We start from the raw sequence: 19,862 nt of genomic DNA, 5'->3' as shown, positions 1-19,862 counted from the left end.
ATCGACACCCGGCCCCGCGCTTCACCCGCCGAGCACCGCCGCTCCCGGCACCGGCCCGTACGTCGCGTGCGCGGTGCGGCAGGTGCCGGACGCCCGCAGCGCCTCGGCGACGGCGGCCGCGGCGTCGGCGTCCTTGGTGAGAAAGGCGCAGGTCGGGCCGGATCCGGAGACCAGGGCGCCGATCGCGCCGGCCTCGGTGCCGGCCCGCAGGGTGGCGGCGAGTGAGGGGCGCAGCGAGAGGGCGGCCTGCTGGAGGTCGTTGGTGAGCGCGCCGGCGAGGGCGACGGCGTCGCCCTCGGCGAGGGCGGCGAGCAGCGCCGGGTCGGCGTCGGGGGTGGGGACGTCGGTGTCGCGGGCGCCGGTGCCGGCCTCTTCGCGGAGGCGGTCGCACTCGCGGAAGACGGCCGGGGTGGAGAGGCCGCCGTCGGCGACCGCGAAGACCCAGTGGAAGGTGCCGGTGGCGGGCAGCGGGTCGAGGATCTCGCCGCGGCCGCGACCGAGGGCGACGCCGCCGACCAGGGCGAACGGCACGTCGGAGCCGAGTTCGGCGGCCAGCTCCAGCAGGGTGTCGGCCGGGGTGTCGAGGCCCCAGAGCGCGTCGCAGGCGACCAGTGCCGCGGCGCCGTCCGCGCTGCCGCCGGCCATGCCGCCGGCCACCGGGATGGCCTTGGCGATGTGCAGGTGGACGTCGGGGTCGGCGAGGCCGTGGCGGGCGGCGAGCAGCCGGGCGGCGCGGGCGGCCAGGTTGCTGCCGTCGAGCGGGACGACGGCGGCGTCGGGGCCGGAGCAGCTGAGTGTGACGCCGTCGCCGGGCGTGCCGGCGGTGGCCGTCACCTCGTCGCCGAGGGCGACGGCGAAGAAGACGTTGGCCAGGTCGTGGAAGCCGTCGGCGCGCAGGCCGCCGACCCCGAGCTGGACGTTGACCTTGGCGGGGACCCGTACGGTGATCACTCGGACTCCGGCTTCGCGGGCTTGTGTTCGGCGATCGCGGCGAACTGCTCGACGGTCAGCATCTCGCCGCGCAGCTTGTGGTCGATGCCGGCGGCGGCGAGCGCCTGCTCGGCGGCGGCCGGGGAGCCGGCCCAGCCGGCCAGGGCGGCGCGCAGGGTCTTGCGGCGCTGGGCGAAGGCGGCGTCGACGACCGCGAACACCTCGGTGCGGGTGGCGGTGGTCGTGGGCGGCTCGCGGCGGATCAGCGAGACGAGGCCGGAGTCGACGTTCGGCGCGGGCCAGAACACGTTGCGCCCGATGGCGCCGGACCGCTTCACGTCCGCGTACCAGTTGGCCTTGACCGACGGGACGCCGTACACCTTGTTGCCGGGCTTGGCGGCGAGCCGGTCGGCGACCTCGCTCTGCACCATCACCAGGGTGCGCTCGATGGTGGGGAAGGTCGCCAGCATGTGCAGCAGTACCGGCACGGCGACGTTGTAGGGGAGGTTGGCGACCAGCGCGGTCGGTGCCGGCCCGGGGAGCTCGGTGACCTCCATGGCGTCGCTGAACACCAGGTCGAAGGCGTCCGCCTTGCCGGGCATCCGCGCGGCGACGGTGTCCGGGAGGTGCTGTGCCAGGACGGGGTCGATCTCCACCGCCGTGACGTGCTTCGCGACCTCCAGCAGGGCCAGCGTCAGCGATCCGAGCCCTGGCCCGACCTCGACCACGGAGTCCTCGGCCGTCACCCCGCCCGCGCGGACGATCCGCCGCACGGTGTTGCCGTCGATGACGAAGTTCTGCCCGCGCTGCTTGGTCGGCTTCACGCCGAACGCGGCCGCCAGCTCCCGGATGTCGGCGGCGCCCAGCAGGTGGCTGTCAGAGGTGGGGTCGGTGGTGCTCACGCGCCAAGGATACGGGCGCGACGGGCCCTCAGAGTTCGACGACGGCCGCGAGGTCGATCTCGACGGGGTAGGGCACCACGGTCCGCAGTACTCCTTCGTGCTGGGCGACGGGCAGGTAGACGCCCTTCTCCTCGTCCCGGTGGAACTCGTGGACGGTCGGGAGGTTGTCCAGGCCGCGCTCGACGCGCCAGTAGGACGGGATCCCCTTCTCGGCGTACTGGCCGGGCTTGCGGAAGCGGTCATTCCCCGGTTCCGACGTTTGTGCGATCAGTACCCGAACGCCCGCGCCGTGTTCGCCGCGATGGCGGTGGCGAGCTCGTCCTCGTGCAGCCCCAGGGTGTCGGCCATCGACCGCACGGTGACCGGGATCAGGTACGGGGCGTTGGGGCGGCCGCGGTAGGGGTGCGGGGTGAGGAAGGGGGCGTCGGTCTCGACCAGGACGCGGTCGAGCGGGGTCGCGGCGAGGGCGTCGCGCAGCGGCTGGTTGGCCTTGAAGGTGACCGGGCCGGCGAAGGAGAGGTACCAGCCGTGCTCGGCGCAGGTCCTGGCCATCGCGGCGTCGCCGGAGTAGCAGTGGAAGACGGTCCGCTCGGGGGCGCCCTCCTCCAGCAGGACGGCGATGACGTCCTCGTGGGCGTCGCGGTCGTGGATGACCAGGGCCTTGCCGTGCCGCTTGGCCATCTCGATGTGGCGGCGGAACGACTCCTTCTGGATCTCGACGCCCTCGGGGCCGGTGCGGAAGTAGTCGAGGCCGGTCTCGCCGACGGCGCGGACCTGCGGCAGTGCGGCGAGCGCGTCGATCTCGGCGAGGGCGGCGTCCAGTGCGGCGGCGCCGCCGGCCGGGCGCTGCTGCCCGGACCAGCCGTCGGGGTCGCCGAGGTGGATCCGCGGCGCCTCGTTGGGGTGCAGGGCGACGGCCGCGTGCACCTGCTCGAACTGGGCCGCCAGATCGGCGGCCCAGCGCGAGCCGGGCACGTCGCAGCCCACCTGGACGACGGTGGTGACGCCGACCGACGCCGCGCGCGCCAGGCCCTCGGCGGGGGTGCCGGACTGCATGTCCAGGTGGGTGTGCGAGTCGGCGACCGCCACCGCCAGCGGGGCGGGCAGTGGCGGCGGCGTCGACCGGTCGTCGTCGTTCTTCGGCATCAGGAGGCCGGCTTCTCTTCCAGGCGCGGGAACAGGATCTCGCCCTTGGTGACGGTGGCGCCGGCGGGCAGCCGGCCCCAGTCCGCCACGGTGGCGATGGTCTGCGCGGACAGTGCGCCGAGGCCGGCGGCGTCGGCGCCCAGCGAGTCCCAGAGCTTCTCGGCGGTGGCGGGCATCACCGGGTTGAGCAGGACGGCGGTGGCGCGCAGCGCCTCGGCGGCGGTGTAGAGGATGGTCGCGAGGCGGGCCCGGGCCTCCTCGGAGCCCTCCCCCTCCGACGAGGCGGTCTTGGCGACCTTCCAGGGCTCCTGCTCGGTGAGGTAGCCGTTGACCTGCTTGACGAACTCGAAGACCGCCGCGATGCCGCCGGCGAAGTCCAGCTCCTCGCCGATCTTCCGGTCGGCCGCCTCGGCGGCCTTGACCAGCCCGTCGGCGACGGCCTGCTCGGCGTCACCGTGCGCGGCCGAGGCCGGCAGGGTCCCGTCGAAGTACTTGCCGACCATGGCCGCCACCCGGGAGGCCAGGTTGCCGAAGTCGTTGGCCAGCTCGGAGGTGTACCGGGCGGTGAAGTCCTCCCAGGAGAACGAGCCGTCGGTGCCGAACGGGATCGCCCGCAGGAAGTAGTAGCGGTAGGCGTCCACGCCGAAGTGCGAGGTGAGGTCGGTGGGCGCGATGCCGGTCAGGTTGGACTTGGACATCTTCTCGCCGCCGACCATCAGCCAGCCGTTGGCGACGACCCGCTTGGGCAGCGGCAGGCCCGCGGCCATCAGCATGGCCGGCCAGATCACGGCGTGGAACCGCAGGATGTCCTTGCCGACCAGGTGCACGGAGGCCGGCCAGAGCTCGGCGAAGCGCTCCGGGTCGCTGCCGTAGCCGGCGGCGGTGATGTAGTTCTGCAGGGCGTCCACCCACACGTACAGGACGTGCTTGTCGTCCCAGGGCAGCGGCACGCCCCAGTTGAAGGTGGAGCGGGAGATCGAGAGGTCCTGGAGGCCCTGCTCGACGAAGCGGAGCACCTCGTTGCGGGCGGACTCGGGCGCGATGAAGCCGGGGTTGGCGGCGTAGAACTCCAGCAGCTTCGGACCGTAGGCGGAGAGGCGGAAGAAGTAGTTCTCCTCCTCGAGCCACTCGACCGGCTTCTTGTGGATCGGGCAGAGCTTCTCGCCCTCGGCGGCGCCGTCGAGCAGCTCGGCCGGGAGCTTGTACTCCTCGCAGCCGACGCAGTACGGGCCGGAGTAGCCGCCCTTGTAGATCTCGCCCTTGTCGTACAGGTCCTGGACGAACTCCTGCACCCGGTCGGTGTGCCGCTGCTGGGTGGTGCGGATGAAGTCGTCGTTGGCGATGTCGAGGTGCTGCCAGAGCGGCTTCCACGCCTCCTCGACCAGCTTGTCGCACCACTCCTGCGGGCTGACCCCGTTGGCCTCGGCGGTCCGCAGGATCTTCTGGCCGTGCTCGTCCGTGCCGGTCAGGTACCAGACCTTCTCGCCGCGCTGGCGGTGCCAGCGGGTCAGCACGTCACCCGCCACGGTGGTGTAGGCGTGGCCCAGGTGCGGGCGATCGTTGACGTAGTAGATCGGGGTGGAAACGTAGTACGCCGGGGTCGTGCCCCCGGTGGTGCTGTGCTCTGCAGTGGCCGCCATGGTCGGAAAGCTTAATCGCGTGCGGGGGCCGCCCTCGACCGGGTTTCCCCGGCGGGCGGCCCCGTCACCGGCGCTCCCGCCACCTCCCGAACGGCCCCGTCACCACCGGGGTGGTCAGCCCGCCACCACCGGGGTGGTCAGCCCGTCAGCCGCGACCAGAGCCGGGCCAGGCGCCCGCGCGGCCGGTCCGCACCCGCGTCCGCGGGGGCGGCCGCGGGGGCGGCCGCCGGGGCCCCGGCGGGCTCGGCGTGCGCCGAGAAGCCGGGGGCGTGGTGCCAGGGCTGGTCGGCGACGGTCACCCGGCCCTCGCGCATGATCCGGACGGTGTGGCCACCGCACCCCGGGCAGGTCGGCTTGAGGAGCGGCGACGGCACCCGGACACCGTTGGCGTGGTACTCGAACACGACGTGCCCGTCCCGGGCCACGTGGTGCTCGATGTCGTACGCCTGCTCCCAGCCGTACCCGCAGCTCAGGCACGCGAAGGAGTAGGCCTCCCGGACGGTCTCCACGGGAGAGTGCGGCCGGCCGGTCAGGCCGGGGTCGCTCAGCGCGTTACCACCACGAGGGCTACCGATCGTCTCGCTCATAGCCGTCTCCCAGCGCCCGCCGGACGCTCGTCCGGCTGGGTCTTTCCAAACCAGGAAATGCCCGGAACGCCCCGGCCGATGCCCGTCTTGTGAAGTCTTGGACGCGGATTGGGGATCCCTATACGAAAGGGTGGGTCCGCTCCCGAAACCACGGCCAAAGCTTCAGCTCAAAGGGTGTTTACCCGGGGCCTTCTCTCCAAGGTACGCGTCCTCGCCGACCGCGGCACCCCCGGCTTTCAGGGCTTCGCCACCGCCGCGTTCTTGGCCGCGACCACGGCGTCGAAGACGTCCCGCTTGGGCAGCGCGAGCTCGGCCGCGACGGCCGCGATGGCCTCCTTGCGCCGCTCGCCGGCCTCCTCCCGGACGGCCACCAGGCGGGCCAGCTCGGCCGGGGTCAGCTCCTGCGGGGCGGCCGGCGGGGCGCCCGCGACGACCACGGTGATCTCGCCCTTGACGCCGTCGGCCGCCCAGGCGGCCAGCTCGCCGATCGGGCCGCGCTTGACCTCCTCGTAGGTCTTGGTCAGCTCGCGGCAGACGGCGGCGGGCCGGTCCGCGCCGAACGCCTCGGCCATCGCCGCCAGCGCCTCGGCGATCCGGTGCGGGGCCTCGAAGAAGACCATGGTGCGCGGCTCGGCGGAGACGGTGGCGAGCTGGCGGGCCCGGTCACCGGTCTTGCGCGGCAGGAATCCCTCGAAGGTGAAGCGGTCCACCGGCAGGCCGGAGAGCGCCAGCGCGGTGAGGACGGCGGACGGTCCGGGCACCGCGGTCACCTTGACGTCGGCGGCGACGGCGGCGGCCACCAGCCGGTAGCCGGGGTCGGAGACCGAGGGCATCCCGGCGTCGGTGACCAGCAGCACCCGGGCGCCGCCGAGCAGCGCCTCGACCAGTTCGGGGGTGCGGCCGACCTCGTTGCCCTCGAAGTAGGAGACGACCCGCCCGGCCGGGGTCACCCCGAGCGCCTGGGTGAGGCGGCGCAGCCGCCGGGTGTCCTCGGCCGCGATCACGTCCGCCGTGGCGAGCTCGTTGAGCAGCCGGGGCGGGGCGTCCGAGACGTCGCCGATGGGGGTGCCTGCCAGTACCAGTACTCCTGTCACGTGCCCCATCCTTCCAGCAACGGCGCCCCCGGCGCTTTTGGTGACGATTCGGGCAGCTTCGGAGGGAGCCGTTCCCCTGGTGGGAACCGCCCCTACGATGTGGCGGATGAACGGCGACACGGCGGCAGAGACGCCTACTGGTACAGACCACAGCACGCAGGGTGGCGTCGGCGTGCCTGTCCTGACGGACCAGCCGTCCCCCGCCGTCCCGTCCCCGCGCGCGCCCCGGCCCGGGCAGCCGCGGTCCGGGCGCCCGGCCTGGCTGTCCGGCCTGTCCCGGTACGGCTACGCGCCCGCGCCCCCGGCCCCGCTCGCCGAGCGCCTGGTGCCGCCGATGCCGGACGGCCCGGGGGTGACGCCGGACCGGGTCGCGCCCTCGCCGCTGCTGCTGCGGCTCGGCATATCCCTGCCCGAGGCCCTCTGGTCCTGGCTCTGCCGCTGGGCGGGCTGGGTCGGCCCGCTCGTGGTGGCGCTGTTCGCCGGGCTCCTGCGGTTCGACGGCCTCGGGCAGCCGAACGCGGTCGTCTTCGACGAGACGTACTACGCCAAGGACGCCTACGCGCTCTGGCACGGCGGCTACGAGATCAGCTGGCCGGACGGCGCCAACGAGCAGATCATCGCGGGCGCGCCGGTGCCCTACCGGCCGGACCCGAGCTACGTGGTCCATCCGCCGGTCGGCAAGTGGATCATCGGCTTCGGCGAGCAGCTGTTCGGCATGAACCCGTTCGGCTGGCGGTTCGCGGTGGCGCTGCTCGGGACGCTCTCCGTCCTGATGGTGGCCCGGATCGCCCGCCGGCTGTTCCGCTCGACCCTGCTGGGCTGCGTGGCCGGGCTGCTGCTCTCCGTGGACGGCCTGCACTTCGTGCTCAGCCGGTCGGCCCTGCTGGACCTCGTGGTGATGTTCTGGATCCTCGCCGCCTTCGGCTTCCTGCTGCTGGACCGTGACCGCACCCGGGCCCGGATCGCCGAACGGCTCGGCGGCGTCGCGGACGCGTCGGCCGCCCAGCGGCTGAACCTTGGCTGGCGCCCGTACCGGATCGCGGCCGGCATCTGCGTCGGCCTGACCTGCGCGACCAAGTGGAGCGGCCTCTACGTGGCGGCCGCGTTCGGCGTGCTGACGGTGCTCTGGGACGCGGGCGCGCGCCGCCTGGCGGGAGCGGGCCGGCCGTACCTGTGGACGCTGGTGCGGGACGTCGTGCCGGCCTTCGTCTCGGTCGTCGTGGTCTCCGCGGTCGTCTACGTCACCTCCTGGTGGGGCTGGTTCGCCAGCAGCACGGTCCCCGGCAAGGGCGGCTACGGCCGGGACTGGGCGGTCGGCCGGGACAGCGACTACGGCTGGATACCGGAGGGCCTGCGGGCGCTCTGGCACTACCACTCGACCGTCTACGAGTTCCACACCCACCTGAGCGACCCGCACACCTACCAGTCCAACCCGTGGAGCTGGCTGGTGCTGGGCCGCCCGGTCTCCTTCTTCTACGAGTCCCCCAAGCAGGGCCAGGCCGGCTGCACCGTGAGCGAGTGCGCCCGCGAGGTGCTGGGCATCGGCACCCCGCTGCTCTGGTGGACCGGCGTGGTGGCGCTGGTGTACTGCCTCTGGCGCTGGGCCGCCCGGCGGGACTGGCGGGCCGGCGCCGTGCTCTGCGGTCTGGCCGCGGGCTACCTGCCCTGGTTCGCCTACCAGCAGCGGACGATCTTCCTCTTCTACGCGGTGGCCTTCGTGCCGTTCCTCGTGCTCGCGGTCACCATGCTGGTCGGCGCCCTGATCGGCCCGTCCGGGGCGTCCCGGGACCGCCGGATCATCGGCTCGACGGCGGCCGGCCTCCTGGTGCTGCTGATCGTGTGGAACTTTCTCTTCTTCCACCCGCTGTTCACGGGGGAGACGATTCCGATGGACGACTGGCGCAGGCGGATGTGGTTCAACAGCTGGATCTGAGCGCGGGGACCGTGGCGAGGTGGTGCGCGACACGTACCAGATCCGTCACAAGACCCGGGCATTTCGTCGGGGCACGGAAAACCTCTGCCTAGGCTGAGGACCGAACGCGCTTTCCGGCCACCTCCGGCAGCGGCCAGTCGCCAGACCCTTGGGGGAAGAGCACCATGCGCAGTGGCGCGAAGATCGGCATCATCACCGGCGTGTCCCTCGCCGTGCTCGCGGGCGGCGGGTACGGGGCGTACAGCCTCGTCGGCGGCTCGGACTCGGACGCACCGCAGGGCAAGAAGGCCCGCACGGTGGTCGCCGAGCCTCCCAGCGCCGAGCAGGCGACGGCCGGTGCCAAGGACTTCCTGGAGGCCTGGGCCGCCGGTGACCTCGCCAAGGCGGCCGGGCTGACCGACGACCCGGCGGCGGCGACCACCGCGCTGACCGCCTTCAAGGACCAGGTGAAGCCGAGCGGGCTGACCCTCGCGCCGTCCGGCCCGGCCACCGCCGCCGCGTTCGCCTCCGCGACGGGCACCCCCTCGCCCGGTGCCAAGCCCACCGGCTCGCCCTCCGCCGCGGCGACGCCGTCCGCGACGGGCACCGACTCGCCGTCCGCCTCCGCCTCCCCGGCCCCGGCCGGCGTGCTGATGGGCTTCAAGGCCCGGGCCGAGTTCGAGGGCACCAACCGGGTGTGGGACTACAACGGCTTCCTGAGCGTCGTGAAGATGAGCGACAACACGCCGGCCGTGCACTGGGCGCCGTCGGTGATCCACCCGCACCTGGGCGCGGGCGAGGTGATCTCCACCCAGCCGGTCTTCGCCCCGCCCGGCAACGTGGTCGACCGCAACGGCAAGGCGCTGCAGGGCGCCTCGCTCACCCCGACGCTGCTCGCCACCCTCCAGGACAACGCCCGCAAGCTCCAGCCCGCCCAGGACCAGAGCGACGCGGGCAGCGGTGTGGTCATCTCCACCGCGGACGGCAAGGGCGCCACCGACAAACTGTTCACCATCGTCGAGCCCAAGCCCGCCAAGCCGTTCAAGGTGACCATCGACAACGGGCTCCAGGCCGCCGCCGAGAAGGCGATGACCGACCTCGGCGGCAAGCAGGGTTCGATCGTCGCCATCGAGCCGAGCACCGGCCAGGTGCTGGCGTTCGCCAACGCGCCCGCCACCGGCCAGAACCGGGCCTTCCTCGGCCTGCTGGCCCCCGGCTCGACGATGAAGATCGTCACCTCGACGGCCCTGCTGGAGGCGGGCGTCAACCCGGACACCGTGGTCCCCTGCCCGGTGAAGAGCAGCAACCCGAAGGCGATCCCGAACTCCTTCCCGGACGCCTACCCGACCAACACGCTCCAGCAGGACTTCATGATCTCCTGCAACACCGCGTTCATCGACCAGGGCCTGGCCAGCCTCAAGCCGGGTGCGCTGACCTCCACCGCCAAGGACATCTTCGGCATCGGCCTGGAGTGGAAGACCGGCCTGCCGAACGCCGACGGCCGGGTGCCGGACGCGGGCGCCAACAAGGACGAGCAGGCCATGCAGTCCATCGGCCAGGGCAAGATCCAGATGAACCCGCTGGCGATCGCCTCGATCACGGCCACCGTGCAGAGCGGCGAGTTCAAGCAGCCGATCCTGGTCGCCGACCTGCCGCAGCAGAAGGCCGCCCGCACCATGTCCCCGGACGCCGACGCCAAGCTGAAGGCGATGATGGCGGCCACCGCCAAGGACGGCACCGCCAAGGCCGTGATGAACGGGATCTCCGACAACGCGGGCGCCAAGACCGGCTCGGCAGAGGCCACCGGCGTCGAGACCACCAACAGCTGGTTCACCGCCTACCGGGGCAACCTGGCCATCGCCGCCGAGGTCCAGGGCGGCGGCCACGGCGCCGACGCGGCCGGTCCGGCCGTCGCCTCCGTCATCAAGGCGGCCGGCAACCGCTGATCCCGGCGCCGCGCCGACCGTCCCGCCCGGTCCTGCTCGCTCCCGCCCGGTCCCGCCCCGGTCAGCCCCGGGGCAGGACCGGCTCCGGCCGGGCCAGCAGGCAGCTCGCCGGAACGGGCCTGCGCCCGCTCCACCGCCGGGCCGCCAGCCGCGGCCAGATCAGCAGCACCACCGGCAGGGCCAGGTACCCGAACCGCCCGGCCGGCGCCAGCATGAACGCGATCGCCAGCCCCGCGGCCAGCAGGTCGGCGGCGGCTATGGCGGAGACCGGCGGCCGGGCCACCAGCCAGATCGCCACCCCCAGCCCGCCGACCGTCATCAGCACCAGCGAGACGGTGTGCCCGGTCGGCCCGAACCCGGCCAGCACCTTGCCGGGCAGCGGACTTCCGGCCGGCGTCTGGATCGCGGTCAGCCCCAGCGGGAACCGCACCACCTGCTCGCGCAGCGCGTCCGCCCGGGCCAGCGCGGAGGGCAGGATCACCGCCAGGCCCGTGCCCAGCGCGGTCAGCCCGGCCCGGGCGGCGGGCCGCCGCCCGTACAGCCGCCAGAGCAGCAGCACGGCCACCGGCAGCGCCGGCCAGGCCGTCCACTTCAGGGTGCAGGCCAGTGCCAGGACCAGCCCGGCCCCGATGGTGCGGTCCCGCTCGGCCAGGGCCATCGCCAGGCAACAGACCCCGATCAACGGCAGGTCCACCCCGCCGACCACCAGCGCGAGCGCGATCAGCGGCGAGGCGGTGAGCACGGCCAGCGGCAGCAGCGGGGCGCGGTCCCGGGAGGGCCGCAGCAACCGCCAGCTGGCCATCAGGCAGGCCAGGAAGGCCAGCGCGAACCAGATCCGGGCGTCCCCGGCCACCTGCGCCACCGGGTTGCCGTTGCCCACCAGGGCGCGCGGCATCCCGAACAGGGTCATGGCCGGCAGGTAGGGGTTGTAGTCGGTGACCACCACCGGGTGCGGCAGGTACGGGCTGCCGGTGGTGAGCAGCAGGTGGGCCGAGCGCTCGACCACCATCACCTCGGACTGGTGGCGGCCCTGCAGGGCCAGCAGCGCGAGGGGCACCAGGACGGCGCCCAGGAGGGCGGCCCCGGCCGCCGCACGGGCCGCGAACCGGCGCGGCAGGGCCAGGCAGAGCAGCCCGGCGAGGACGTAGGCGGGGGCCGCGACGGTGCCCCACAGCCGCTGGTTGGGCAGGTCGGAGACGAGGGGGAAGGCCGCGGCCCAGCCGGCGGCGATCAGGCAGCCGAGGAACTGGACGCGGCGCAGCGAGGCGAGCCGGGCGGGGTTCAGCCGATCGGGCGGTGGCGGTGGCGTGCCGTCACCACGCTGACGGGGGAACGACGGGGCGGGGAGGCGGCGGCGCGGTCGGTCGCGTCCGGTCGGTGGTCCGGCCGCTGCGGGCGGGACGGGCGCCCCGCCACGGCCGGTGAAGCGGCCGCGCGGGCGGGTGTGGCCGGGCGTGCGGGTGCTCACCATGGTGGAAGGTTATGGGTGGCGGCCGGGCCCTGTCGCCATGTCCGCGGACTGAGTGTCCACAGGGACGAACGGGGCCGCCGGGGTGTCGTCACCGTCCGGCGGCCCCGTCCACGGGTGTCCGCGATGCTCAGCCGGCCTTGGTGTCGGCCGGGGTGTCGGCCGCGACGGGCTGCTCGGCGCGCTCCAGCTTGGAGTGCTTGATGCTGTAGCCGAAGTAGACGGCGAGGGCGATCGCGAGGGCGACGCCGCCGGCCTCGAAGGTGTCGGCGTGCAGGCCGGTGATCAGGTAGATGCAGAAGGCGACGCTGACCAGCGGGACGACCGGGTAGCCGGGCACCTTGAAGCCGCGCGGCAGGTCGGGCTGGGTGCGGCGCAGGATGATCACGCCGATGGAGACCACCGAGAACGCGATCAGCGTGCCGAGGCTGGTGATGTCGGCCAGCTTCTCCAGCGGGATGAAGGCGGCCAGCGCGCCGACGCCGACGCCGACCACGATGGTGTTCCAGACCGGGGTGCCGGTGCGCGGCGAGAGCTGGGCGAAGCGCTTGGGCAGCATGCCGTCGCGGCCCATCGAGTACAGGATGCGGGTCTGGCCGTAGATCACCACGAGGGTGATGGAGAAGATCGAGATGATCGCGCCGATCGCGAAGACCATCGCGGGCCAGCTCTGGCCGGTGATGTCCTGGAGGATCTGGGCGAGGCCGGCCTCCTGGCCGTCGAACTTCTGCCAGGGCTGGGCGCCGATGCCGGCCAGGGCGACCAGGATGTACAGCAGGGTGACCACGACCAGCGAGATGATGATCGCCAGCGGCAGGGTCCGGCGCGGGTTCTTGACCTCCTCACCGGCGGTGGACACGGCGTCCAGGCCGATGAACGAGAAGAAGATGCTGGAGGCCGCGACCTGGACGCCGCCGATGCCGAGCGGCATGAACGGGGTCAGGTTGCCGGAGTGGAAGCCGGTCAGGGCGACGCCGATGAAGAGGATCAGGATGAGGATCTTGATGCCCACCATGGCCGCGTTGACCTTCACCGACTCGCTCACGCCGCGGATCAGCAGGAAGCAGACCATCGCGACCAGGATCAGCGCCGGCAGGTTGAACCAGTGGGTGTTGTCCGGCGCGCCGGAGAGCGCCTCGGGGATCTTCGCCCCGAAGGCCAGGTCGAGGAACTTGTTCAGGTACTCGGCCCAGCTCACCGCGATCGCGGAGGCGGAGACGCCGTACTCCATCAACAGGCAGATGCCGACCGCGAACGCGACGCCCTCGCCGAGGGTGGCGTAGGCGTACGAGTACGAGGAGCCGGAGACCGGGATCGCGGACGCCATCTCGGCGTAGCAGAGCGCGGTGAGGCCCGCGGTGACCGCGGCGATCACGAAGGACAGGATCACGGCCGGGCCGGCCGACGGCACCGCGGTGCTGAGGACGAAGAAGATGCCGGTGCCGATGGTGGCGCCGATGCCGATCGAGGACAGCTGCCAGAGGCCGATCGAACGCCGCAGGTGGATGCCGGAGCGTCCGCCCTCCTCGGGCGCACCGGCGGGAAGGGCGTCGCGGCCCTCGCTCTCGGCGATCAGGGTGGAGACGGGCTTGCGTCGCAGCAGACGCGCGCCGAGGGTGTTGCTGGCCAAAACGACGTTCCTTCTAGGCGGGGGAGGGTGTCCTAGCGGCCGGTCACTCGAGACGCCGTGAAGTGACATCAAGGACCAACCGAACAAACATGGGACAGTACCCCGCGAAAGCACCAGTGTCGCAAACGAACAGTCGCACCGCGCGCATTGTACGAATCGTCGCATCAGCATGTACAAACCGGACACTTCGCAAACGGCGGATCTTCCACCGGGCGGCTAAGCCGCAGGTCAGGGCCATCCCCCTTGCGCTCAGCGCCCCAGGACGGCCTGCATCACCGAGCGGGCGACCGGGGCGGCCAGGGCGCCGCCCGTGACGTCCGTGGCATCGCTGTCCGCGATCACCACGGCGACGGCCACCGGCGGCACGGCGTCCGAGCCGGCCGGCCTGGCCCACGAGATGAACCAGGCGTACGGCGTCCCGGAGTTGTCCACCCCGTGCTGGGCGGTGCCGGTCTTGCCGCCGACCTCCGCGCCGCCGATCCGGGCGTTGCGCCCGGTGCCGTTCTCCACCACGTCGGTCATCAGCTTCCGCACCTGCGCGGCCACCGCCGGGCTCATCGCCTGCCGGTAGGGCTGCGGCCGCATCAGCTGCACGGTGGTGCCGTCGCTCCTGGTCAGTCTGTCCACAAGCTGTGGATGCATCACGGTGCCGTTGTCGGCGGCTCCGGCCGCGACCATCGCCATCACCAGCGGGGTGGCCGCGGTGTCGAACTGGCCGATCGAGGAGAGCGCCAGCTGGGACGGGTTCATGCGGGTGTCGAAGTTGGAGCGCGCCGGGCGGACGGGGACGTCCAGCCTCGCGTCGTTGAAGCCGAAGGCCTCGGCCGTCGAGACCATCCCCTCCAGCCCGACCTGCACCCCGAGGTAGCCCATGGCGCTGTTGCAGCTGTGGACCATGGCGGTGTCCAGCGACTGCCCGGGCTCGTCGCAGGCCGTGGTGTCGTTGACCAGCGGCGTGGTGGTCCCCGGCAGCACGTACGGGTAGGGCGCGCCGGTCGGCGCGTCGATGTCGGTGACCACGCCGTTCTGCAGCGCGGCCGCCGCGGTGACCACCTTGAAGGTCGAACCGGGCGGGTAGGTCTGGCGCAGCGCCCGGTTGAGCATCGGCTGGTCGGGGTCGGCCTGGAGCCCGTTCCAGGCCTCCTGGTCGGCGGCGGAGGAACCCGCGAAGCTCCCCGGGTCGTACGAGGGGGTGCTGGCCAGCGCCAGGATCCGGCCGGTGGCGGGCTCGATCGCGGCGACCGCGCCCTTCTGGTCCCCGAGCCCGCGCACCGCGGCCTGCTGGGCCGCCCGGTCGATGGTGGTGTGGACGTCGCCGCCGGGGTTCTGCTTCCGGGCGACGGCGTCCCAGACGGCCCAGCTCGCCAGCCGGCTGTCGGTGCCGGAGAGCAGGTCGTCCTCGGTCCCCTCCAGCAGGGAGTTGCCGTACGCCTGCGAGGAGTACCCGGTGACGGCGGCGTACAGCGGTCCGTCGGTGTAGCTGCGCTTGTAGTCGTACCGGCCGCCGGTCGGCTCGGAGCCGGTGACGCTGTCGGCGCCGACCCGGATGTTGCCGCGCGGCTGGGAGTAGCGCTCGATGGTGAGCCGCTGGTTGGCCTCGTTGTGGTTCAGCTCCTCCGCCCGGAACACCTGCACCCGGGTGGCCTGGACGCAGAGCGCCACGATCAGCAGCAGGCAGAAGGTGCCCGCCCGGCGCCCGGTGACGGAGATCCCGGGCAGGCCCTGCGGCCCGTTGCCCCGCCCGCGGCCCCCTCCCCTGTTCAGCGCCATCAGGCTGCCTCCGCCGGCCGGCGGGCGAGATCGCTCATGCGCACCAGCAGCGCGACGATGATCCAGTTGGTCACCACCGAGGAGCCGCCCTGCGCGACGAACGGCAGCGTCATCCCGGTCAACGGGATGAGGTCCAGCACCCCGCCGGCCACCACGAACACCTGGAGGCCGACGATCGCGGCCAGCCCGATCGCCAGCAGCCGCCCGAACGGGTCCCGCAGCGCGATCCCGGTCCTGAACCCCCGCGAGACCAGCAGGGCGTACAGCAGGAGGACCGCCATCAGCCCGGTCAGGCCGAGTTCCTCGCCGATGGTGGCGAGGATGAAGTCGGACTTGGCGGCGAAGCCGATCAGCACGGAGTGCCCGTTGCCGAGCCCGGTGCCCAGCTCGCCTCCCCAGGCGAAGGCGAACAACGACTGGGCGATCTGGTTGGCGCCCCGGCCGGCGGCGATCGAGCCGAGCGGGTCCAGCCAGTCGGCGACCCGGCTGTGCACGTGCGGCGAGAGCCGGCCGACCCCGACCGCCGCCACCGCGGCCAGGAACAGCCCGATCGCGATCCAGCCGCTGCGCGCGGTGGCCACGTAGAGCATCACCACGAAGAGGCCGAAGAAGAGCAGCGAGGTGCCGAGGTCGGTCTCCAGGACGAGGACGCCGACGAAGGCCGCCCAGATCAGCAGCACCGGCCCGAGCACCCGCCCGCGCGGCAGCTGGAACCCGAGGACCCGCCGGCCGGTCAGCGCCAGCGCGTCCCGGTGCACCGCCAGGTAGGCGGCGAAGAAGACCGCCAGCAGGATCTTGGCGAACTCCCCCGGCTGGAAGGAGAGCGGTCCGATCGTGATCCAGATCCGCGACCCGTACACCGGCGGGAAGAAGACCGGCAGCACCAGCAGCACCAGGGCCACCAGCGCGCCGATGTACGCGTAGCGCTGCAGCCGTTTGTGGTCGCGCAGCAGCAGGACGACGGCGATGAACAGGCCCACCCCGAGGGTGGACCAGAGCAGCTGGGTGGGCGCCGCGCCGCCGCCCGTGGCCCGGTCCAGGCGGTAGATGACGACCAGGCCGATCCCGTTGAGCAGCACGCCGATCGGCAGCAGCAGCGGGTCGGCGTACGGCGCCTTCCAGCGGACCGCGGCGTGTGCCAGCAGTGCGAGCACGCCGAGCGCGGCGCCGTACTCGGCCGCGTCGGCGGGCACCGTGCCGTCGATGTTGACGCCGACCTCGGCGTATCCGTAGACGGCGGTCAGCACGGCGGCCAGGACCAGCACGAGCTCGGTGTTGCGCCGGGTCGGCACCGTCCGGCGCGGCCGGCCGGAGCCTCTCGTCACGGCGGAGGGTGTCGCCACGGACCGTCCTGGTGTCCCTGCTGCGGTGGTGGTGCGGGGGCGGGGCCGTCGGAGGACGGCGATCGGGGCGGACGGGCGGCCGCGCCCGTCCGCCCCGATGTGAGCGGCTGGTCAGGAGGCCGGTGGCTCAGGCGGAGGCCGGAGCGGGCTGCGGCCGGGACGCCTCGACGGTCGCCTTCAGCTCGGCCTCCGCCGCGGCGGAGAGCGAGGTCTGGATGATCTTCCCCCCGTAACGGGCCAGCGCCGGGAGGACCTTGTCCGCGGTGGCCTTGCGGACCAGCAGGAAGACGGCGGCGGTGCCCGGCTGGAGGTGCTCGCCGACCTCGCGCATGAAGTTGTCGTCCACCCCGATGTCGGTGGAGGCGCCCACCGCGGCGCCCGTGGCACCGCCGACCGCCGCGCCGAGGAACGGCATGAAGAACAGCAGGCCGATCACCCCGCCCCAGAGCGCCCCGGAGGCGGCTCCCGCACCCGTGGTGCCGACCTGCTGGTGCAGCTTGATCCGGCCGTCCTCGCGGCGCTCGACGACGACCGCGTCCTCCAGGTCGATCAGCTTCTGCTTCTGCAGTCCGACCGCCTCGTTGCGCACCGCCCGAGCAGTGGCCAGATCCGGGTAGGCGATAGCGAAGAGGTTGCTCACGTGCTGGTCCTTCCAATCAGTCGGACGTACCGGCCGGGAGGGCGCGCCGTCACGGCAGCACCCATGACCCGTTCGTCACCCTAACGAGCACTATCCATATTTATTGACTCTTCCGCCCGGTGTGTCCCGGATTGCCCGCACCCCTCCCCCGGCCCCGCCCGGAAACGGCCTCGCACGCCACCGCCTCCCCGACGGGCGCACCAGCTCGCGCCCGGCGTCCGATCACCCACCGGCGCCCGGGAGTTCACGCCGGTTCCCGGCCGGCCGCGCACCGGACCTCGTTGGCCACGGCGAACTGATGATCCCTAGGATCTGGCGGGTGACTACCGGACGACGACCGAAGGCCAGGCTCGGCAGCCTGCTGGCCGCCCTGGCGATAACAGGCGGTGCGCTGCTCAGCGGCCTGCCCGCCCATGCCGACGAACCATCAGCCGGCGCCGCCGGCGGCAAGGAGGCCCCCCGGGTCGACCTCGTCCTGGACGTCAGCGGCTCCATGCGGGCCACCGACATCCAGGGCAAGAGCCGCATCGCGGTGGCCCAGCAGTCCCTCAACGAGGTGATCGACGCCCTTCCCGCGGAGACCGAGTTCGGCATCCGCACCCTGGGCGCCAACTACCCCGGCGACGACAAGGCCCAGGGCTGCCAGGACACCCGGCAGCTGTTCCCCGTCGGCAAGACCAACAAGGTCGAGGCCAAGACCGCCGTCGCGACCCTGCGCCCGACCGGCTGGACCCCGATCGGCCTCGCCCTGCGCGGAGCCGCCCAGGACCTCGGCAAGGGCGAGACCACCCGACGGGTGGTGCTGATCACCGACGGCGAGGACTCCTGCGCCCCGCCGGACCCGTGCGACGTGGCCCGCGAGCTGGCCGCCCAGGGCATCCACCTGGTGGTCGACACCCTGGGCCTGGCGCACGACGACAAGACCCGCCAGCAGCTGCTCTGCATCGCCAACGCCACCGGCGGCACCTACACCGACGTGCGCACCCAGGAGCAGCTCACCGACAAGGTGAAGCAGCTGGTCGACCGCTCCAACGACACCTACACCGTGACGCCGGTCAAGACCGCGGGCACCGACAAGTGCGAGAGCGCCCCCGTCCTGACCCCCGGCGTCTACAGCGACCGGGAGAAGTTCTCCGAGCACCGCGTGTACCGCGTCCCGGTCAAGGCCGGGCAGGAGCTGCGCGCCTCCGTCAGCGTCTCCGTGGACCGGGCCGTGGCCCGCGACTACGGCGTCCTGCTCCAGGCCACCAGCGCCACCGGCCAGGAGCTGGTCCGCGGCACCGACGCCGGCAGCGGCCGGACCGACGTGGTCTCCGCCGGCCTGCGCTGGTCCACCGGCGACTCCAAGGGCTACGCGTCGGCGACGCCGTCCGCCTCGCCCAGCGGCAAGCCGGAGACGACCGTCTGCCTGGTCGTCAGCAACTCGCTGGCCGCCCAGCCCGGTGTCCAGGCCGAGCCCGGCCTGCCGCTGGAGCTGACGGTCGACCTGGCCGCCGCCTCGCCCGCCCCGGACGGCCCGGCGATGGGTCTCGGCCGCGGCTGGATCCTGCTACTGGTGCTCACCCTGGCCGGCCTGCTCACCGGCCTGGTCTTCGGCTGGATCGCACGCTGGCGGATCGCTGTCTGGCGGGAGAACTGACCATGCGCACCTCTTTCCGTACCGCCCTGGCCGGCCTGGCCCTGCTCCCGGCCCTCGTGGTCGCGGCTCCGGCCGCCTCCGCCGCCTCGCCGTCCCCGACGGCCGGCGCCAGCGGCACCCCGGCACCGGTCACCAAGGCCGGGACGTCCTTCCTGACCGCCATCAACCTCGCCGCCGGCCAGGACGCCAACGTCTCGGCCTCCACCGGCGACTACCTGTACTGGGCGTTCGGCGCCTCCGAGGGCCAGACGCCGACGGTCGGCCTGACCGTCAACCTGGCGCCCTCGGCGGACCGGCACGGCCCGCAGAGCTGGAGCGTCGAGGTGTTCGACGGGCTGCGCCGCCGCCAGTCCTGCACCGCCGGCACCCAGAACGCGACCGCCGAGCCCGCCGCGGCCTCGCTCGCGCTGAGCTGCACCCTGCGCGAGGTCCGGTCCTGGGCCGAGCCGTGGTCCGGCGACCCGCTTCCCGGCACCTACTACGTCCGCCTGTCGGTCTCCGACGTCCCGCAGCCCGACCTCGGCCTCGCCGCCTCCGTCCAGCTGCACGTCGCCGCCAAGGGCGACGCGGACAACGCCCAGCCGGAGGGCGGCAACCTCAAGGCCCCGCTCGTCCCGCCGGCCGGCGGCGGCGCCGCGACCGCCAAGGCGGCCGCACCCGAGGAGCCCGAGGAGCACTGGTACACCGGCTGGTTCTCCGGCTGGAACACCCGCTGGTTCTGGACCCTGGCCGGCGGCGCCCTGGCCGCCCTGGCAGGCGTCGCGGGCTACACCCTGACCCGCCACCCGCGCGGCCACCGTCCGGCCCGCTACGGCAGCGTGCCGCCGCAGGCCGGGGCCCCGCAGCCGGGCCCGTACGCGGGCTCCGGCCAGCCCTGACGGACCCCGCCCCACCCCCGAGGGCCGGCCGGAGCACCCGCTCCGCCCGGCCCTCGGCCGTTTCGCCGCAGAGGGCGCCACCGGCCACGACTGCCTCCACCACGCACCCTGCACGGCGGCCGGCACACCCGAGTGATCATCGTCACACCGCCCAACCGGGGCCCCTCAGGAGTCGCCTGAGCCCCCGTCCGGCGCCCTTCCCCCCACAACGCAGAAGTCCCGCCCGATCTGATGATCGGGCGGGACTTCCTGTTGGGTGGAGCTGAGGGGATTCGAACCCCTGACCCCCTCGATGCGAACGAGGTGCGCTACCGGACTGCGCCACAGCCCCAACGAG

General features: G+C 73.1%; 15 protein-coding genes and 1 tRNA gene. 4 read left to right on the top strand and 12 right to left on the bottom strand.

Annotated elements, in window-relative coordinates:
* Window positions 1-21 precede the first annotated feature (21 nt).
* The 6 genes from J5Y04_RS18085 to rsmI form a co-directional block, all read right to left on the bottom strand.
* The gene (locus J5Y04_RS18085) at window positions 22-951 is read right to left on the bottom strand and encodes a 4-(cytidine 5'-diphospho)-2-C-methyl-D-erythritol kinase (protein WP_209413056.1); all 930 of its coding nucleotides are present in this window, start codon (window positions 949-951) and stop codon (window positions 22-24) included.
* Window positions 948-1,832 carry a 16S rRNA (adenine(1518)-N(6)/adenine(1519)-N(6))-dimethyltransferase RsmA gene (rsmA, locus tag J5Y04_RS18080; protein ID WP_209413055.1) on the bottom strand — a complete coding sequence of 295 codons (885 nt, stop codon included), beginning with the start codon at window positions 1,830-1,832 and terminating at the stop codon, window positions 948-950. Before rsmA ends, J5Y04_RS18085 begins: the two co-directional genes overlap by 4 nt.
* Before the next feature lie 267 nt (window positions 1,833-2,099).
* On the bottom strand, window positions 2,100-2,978 hold the full coding sequence (locus J5Y04_RS18075) for a TatD family hydrolase (RefSeq protein WP_209413054.1): 879 nt from the start codon (window positions 2,976-2,978) through the stop codon (window positions 2,100-2,102).
* Window positions 2,978-4,618: a methionine--tRNA ligase gene (metG, locus tag J5Y04_RS18070; protein ID WP_209413053.1), complete on the bottom strand. Its 1,641-nt coding sequence runs from the start codon at window positions 4,616-4,618 to the stop codon at window positions 2,978-2,980. Before metG ends, J5Y04_RS18075 begins: the two co-directional genes overlap by 1 nt.
* A gap of 137 nt (window positions 4,619-4,755) precedes the next feature.
* On the bottom strand, window positions 4,756-5,205 hold the full coding sequence (locus tag J5Y04_RS18065) for a hypothetical protein (RefSeq protein ID WP_209413052.1): 450 nt from the start codon (window positions 5,203-5,205) through the stop codon (window positions 4,756-4,758).
* A 236-nt stretch (window positions 5,206-5,441) separates the two neighbouring features.
* On the bottom strand, window positions 5,442-6,299 hold the full coding sequence (rsmI, locus tag J5Y04_RS18060; protein WP_209413051.1) for a 16S rRNA (cytidine(1402)-2'-O)-methyltransferase: 858 nt from the start codon (window positions 6,297-6,299) through the stop codon (window positions 5,442-5,444).
* Between the two features lie 106 nt (window positions 6,300-6,405).
* On the opposite strand from rsmI, the gene J5Y04_RS18055 reads away from it, so the two are divergent.
* Together J5Y04_RS18055 and J5Y04_RS43230 are read left to right on the top strand one after the other, a co-directional pair.
* Window positions 6,406-8,232 carry a phospholipid carrier-dependent glycosyltransferase gene (locus J5Y04_RS18055; RefSeq protein WP_209413050.1) on the top strand — a complete coding sequence of 609 codons (1,827 nt, stop codon included), beginning with the start codon at window positions 6,406-6,408 and terminating at the stop codon, window positions 8,230-8,232.
* 164 nt (window positions 8,233-8,396) lie between these two features.
* Window positions 8,397-10,157: a penicillin-binding transpeptidase domain-containing protein gene (locus J5Y04_RS43230; protein WP_209413049.1), complete on the top strand. Its 1,761-nt coding sequence runs from the start codon at window positions 8,397-8,399 to the stop codon at window positions 10,155-10,157.
* 61 nt (window positions 10,158-10,218) lie between these two features.
* Here the strand turns inward: J5Y04_RS43230 and J5Y04_RS43225 are convergent, their stop codons facing one another.
* From J5Y04_RS43225 to J5Y04_RS18025, 5 genes are all read right to left on the bottom strand, one after another.
* Window positions 10,219-11,628 (bottom strand): glycosyltransferase 87 family protein, encoded by a 1,410-nt coding sequence (locus tag J5Y04_RS43225; protein ID WP_209413048.1) that lies wholly within the window; start codon window positions 11,626-11,628, stop codon window positions 10,219-10,221.
* 127 nt (window positions 11,629-11,755) lie between these two features.
* Window positions 11,756-13,324 (bottom strand): amino acid permease, encoded by a 1,569-nt coding sequence (locus J5Y04_RS18040; protein ID WP_209413085.1) that lies wholly within the window; start codon window positions 13,322-13,324, stop codon window positions 11,756-11,758.
* A 180-nt stretch (window positions 13,325-13,504) separates the two neighbouring features.
* On the bottom strand, window positions 13,505-15,025 hold the full coding sequence (locus J5Y04_RS18035; protein ID WP_209413047.1) for a penicillin-binding transpeptidase domain-containing protein: 1,521 nt from the start codon (window positions 15,023-15,025) through the stop codon (window positions 13,505-13,507).
* A complete protein-coding gene (locus tag J5Y04_RS18030; RefSeq protein WP_307853169.1) occupies window positions 15,025-16,350 on the bottom strand; it encodes an FtsW/RodA/SpoVE family cell cycle protein in 1,326 nt (441 codons plus the stop codon). Before J5Y04_RS18030 ends, J5Y04_RS18035 begins: the two co-directional genes overlap by 1 nt.
* 145 nt (window positions 16,351-16,495) lie before the next feature.
* A complete protein-coding gene (locus J5Y04_RS18025; RefSeq protein WP_209413045.1) occupies window positions 16,496-17,008 on the bottom strand; it encodes a DUF1269 domain-containing protein in 513 nt (170 codons plus the stop codon).
* A gap of 319 nt (window positions 17,009-17,327) precedes the next feature.
* On the opposite strand from J5Y04_RS18025, the gene J5Y04_RS18020 reads away from it, so the two are divergent.
* Both J5Y04_RS18020 and J5Y04_RS18015 read left to right on the top strand, forming a co-directional pair.
* Window positions 17,328-18,647, top strand: coding sequence for a VWA domain-containing protein (locus J5Y04_RS18020; protein WP_307853168.1), 1,320 nt, complete (start codon window positions 17,328-17,330; stop codon window positions 18,645-18,647).
* A 2-nt stretch (window positions 18,648-18,649) separates the two neighbouring features.
* Complete coding sequence (locus tag J5Y04_RS18015; RefSeq protein ID WP_209413043.1) at window positions 18,650-19,525, top strand: peptidase; 876 nt, start codon at window positions 18,650-18,652, stop codon at window positions 19,523-19,525.
* A gap of 257 nt (window positions 19,526-19,782) precedes the next feature.
* Here J5Y04_RS18015 and J5Y04_RS18010 read toward each other — a convergent pair.
* Window positions 19,783-19,856: transfer RNA gene (locus tag J5Y04_RS18010), tRNA-Ala, on the bottom strand.
* Window positions 19,857-19,862: the final 6 nt, after the last annotated feature.

Source organism: Kitasatospora sp. RG8, assembly GCF_017813315.1.
Classification (GTDB): Bacteria; Actinomycetota; Actinomycetes; order Streptomycetales; family Streptomycetaceae; genus Kitasatospora.
This window is presented reverse-complemented; position numbering and strand designations above follow the sequence as displayed.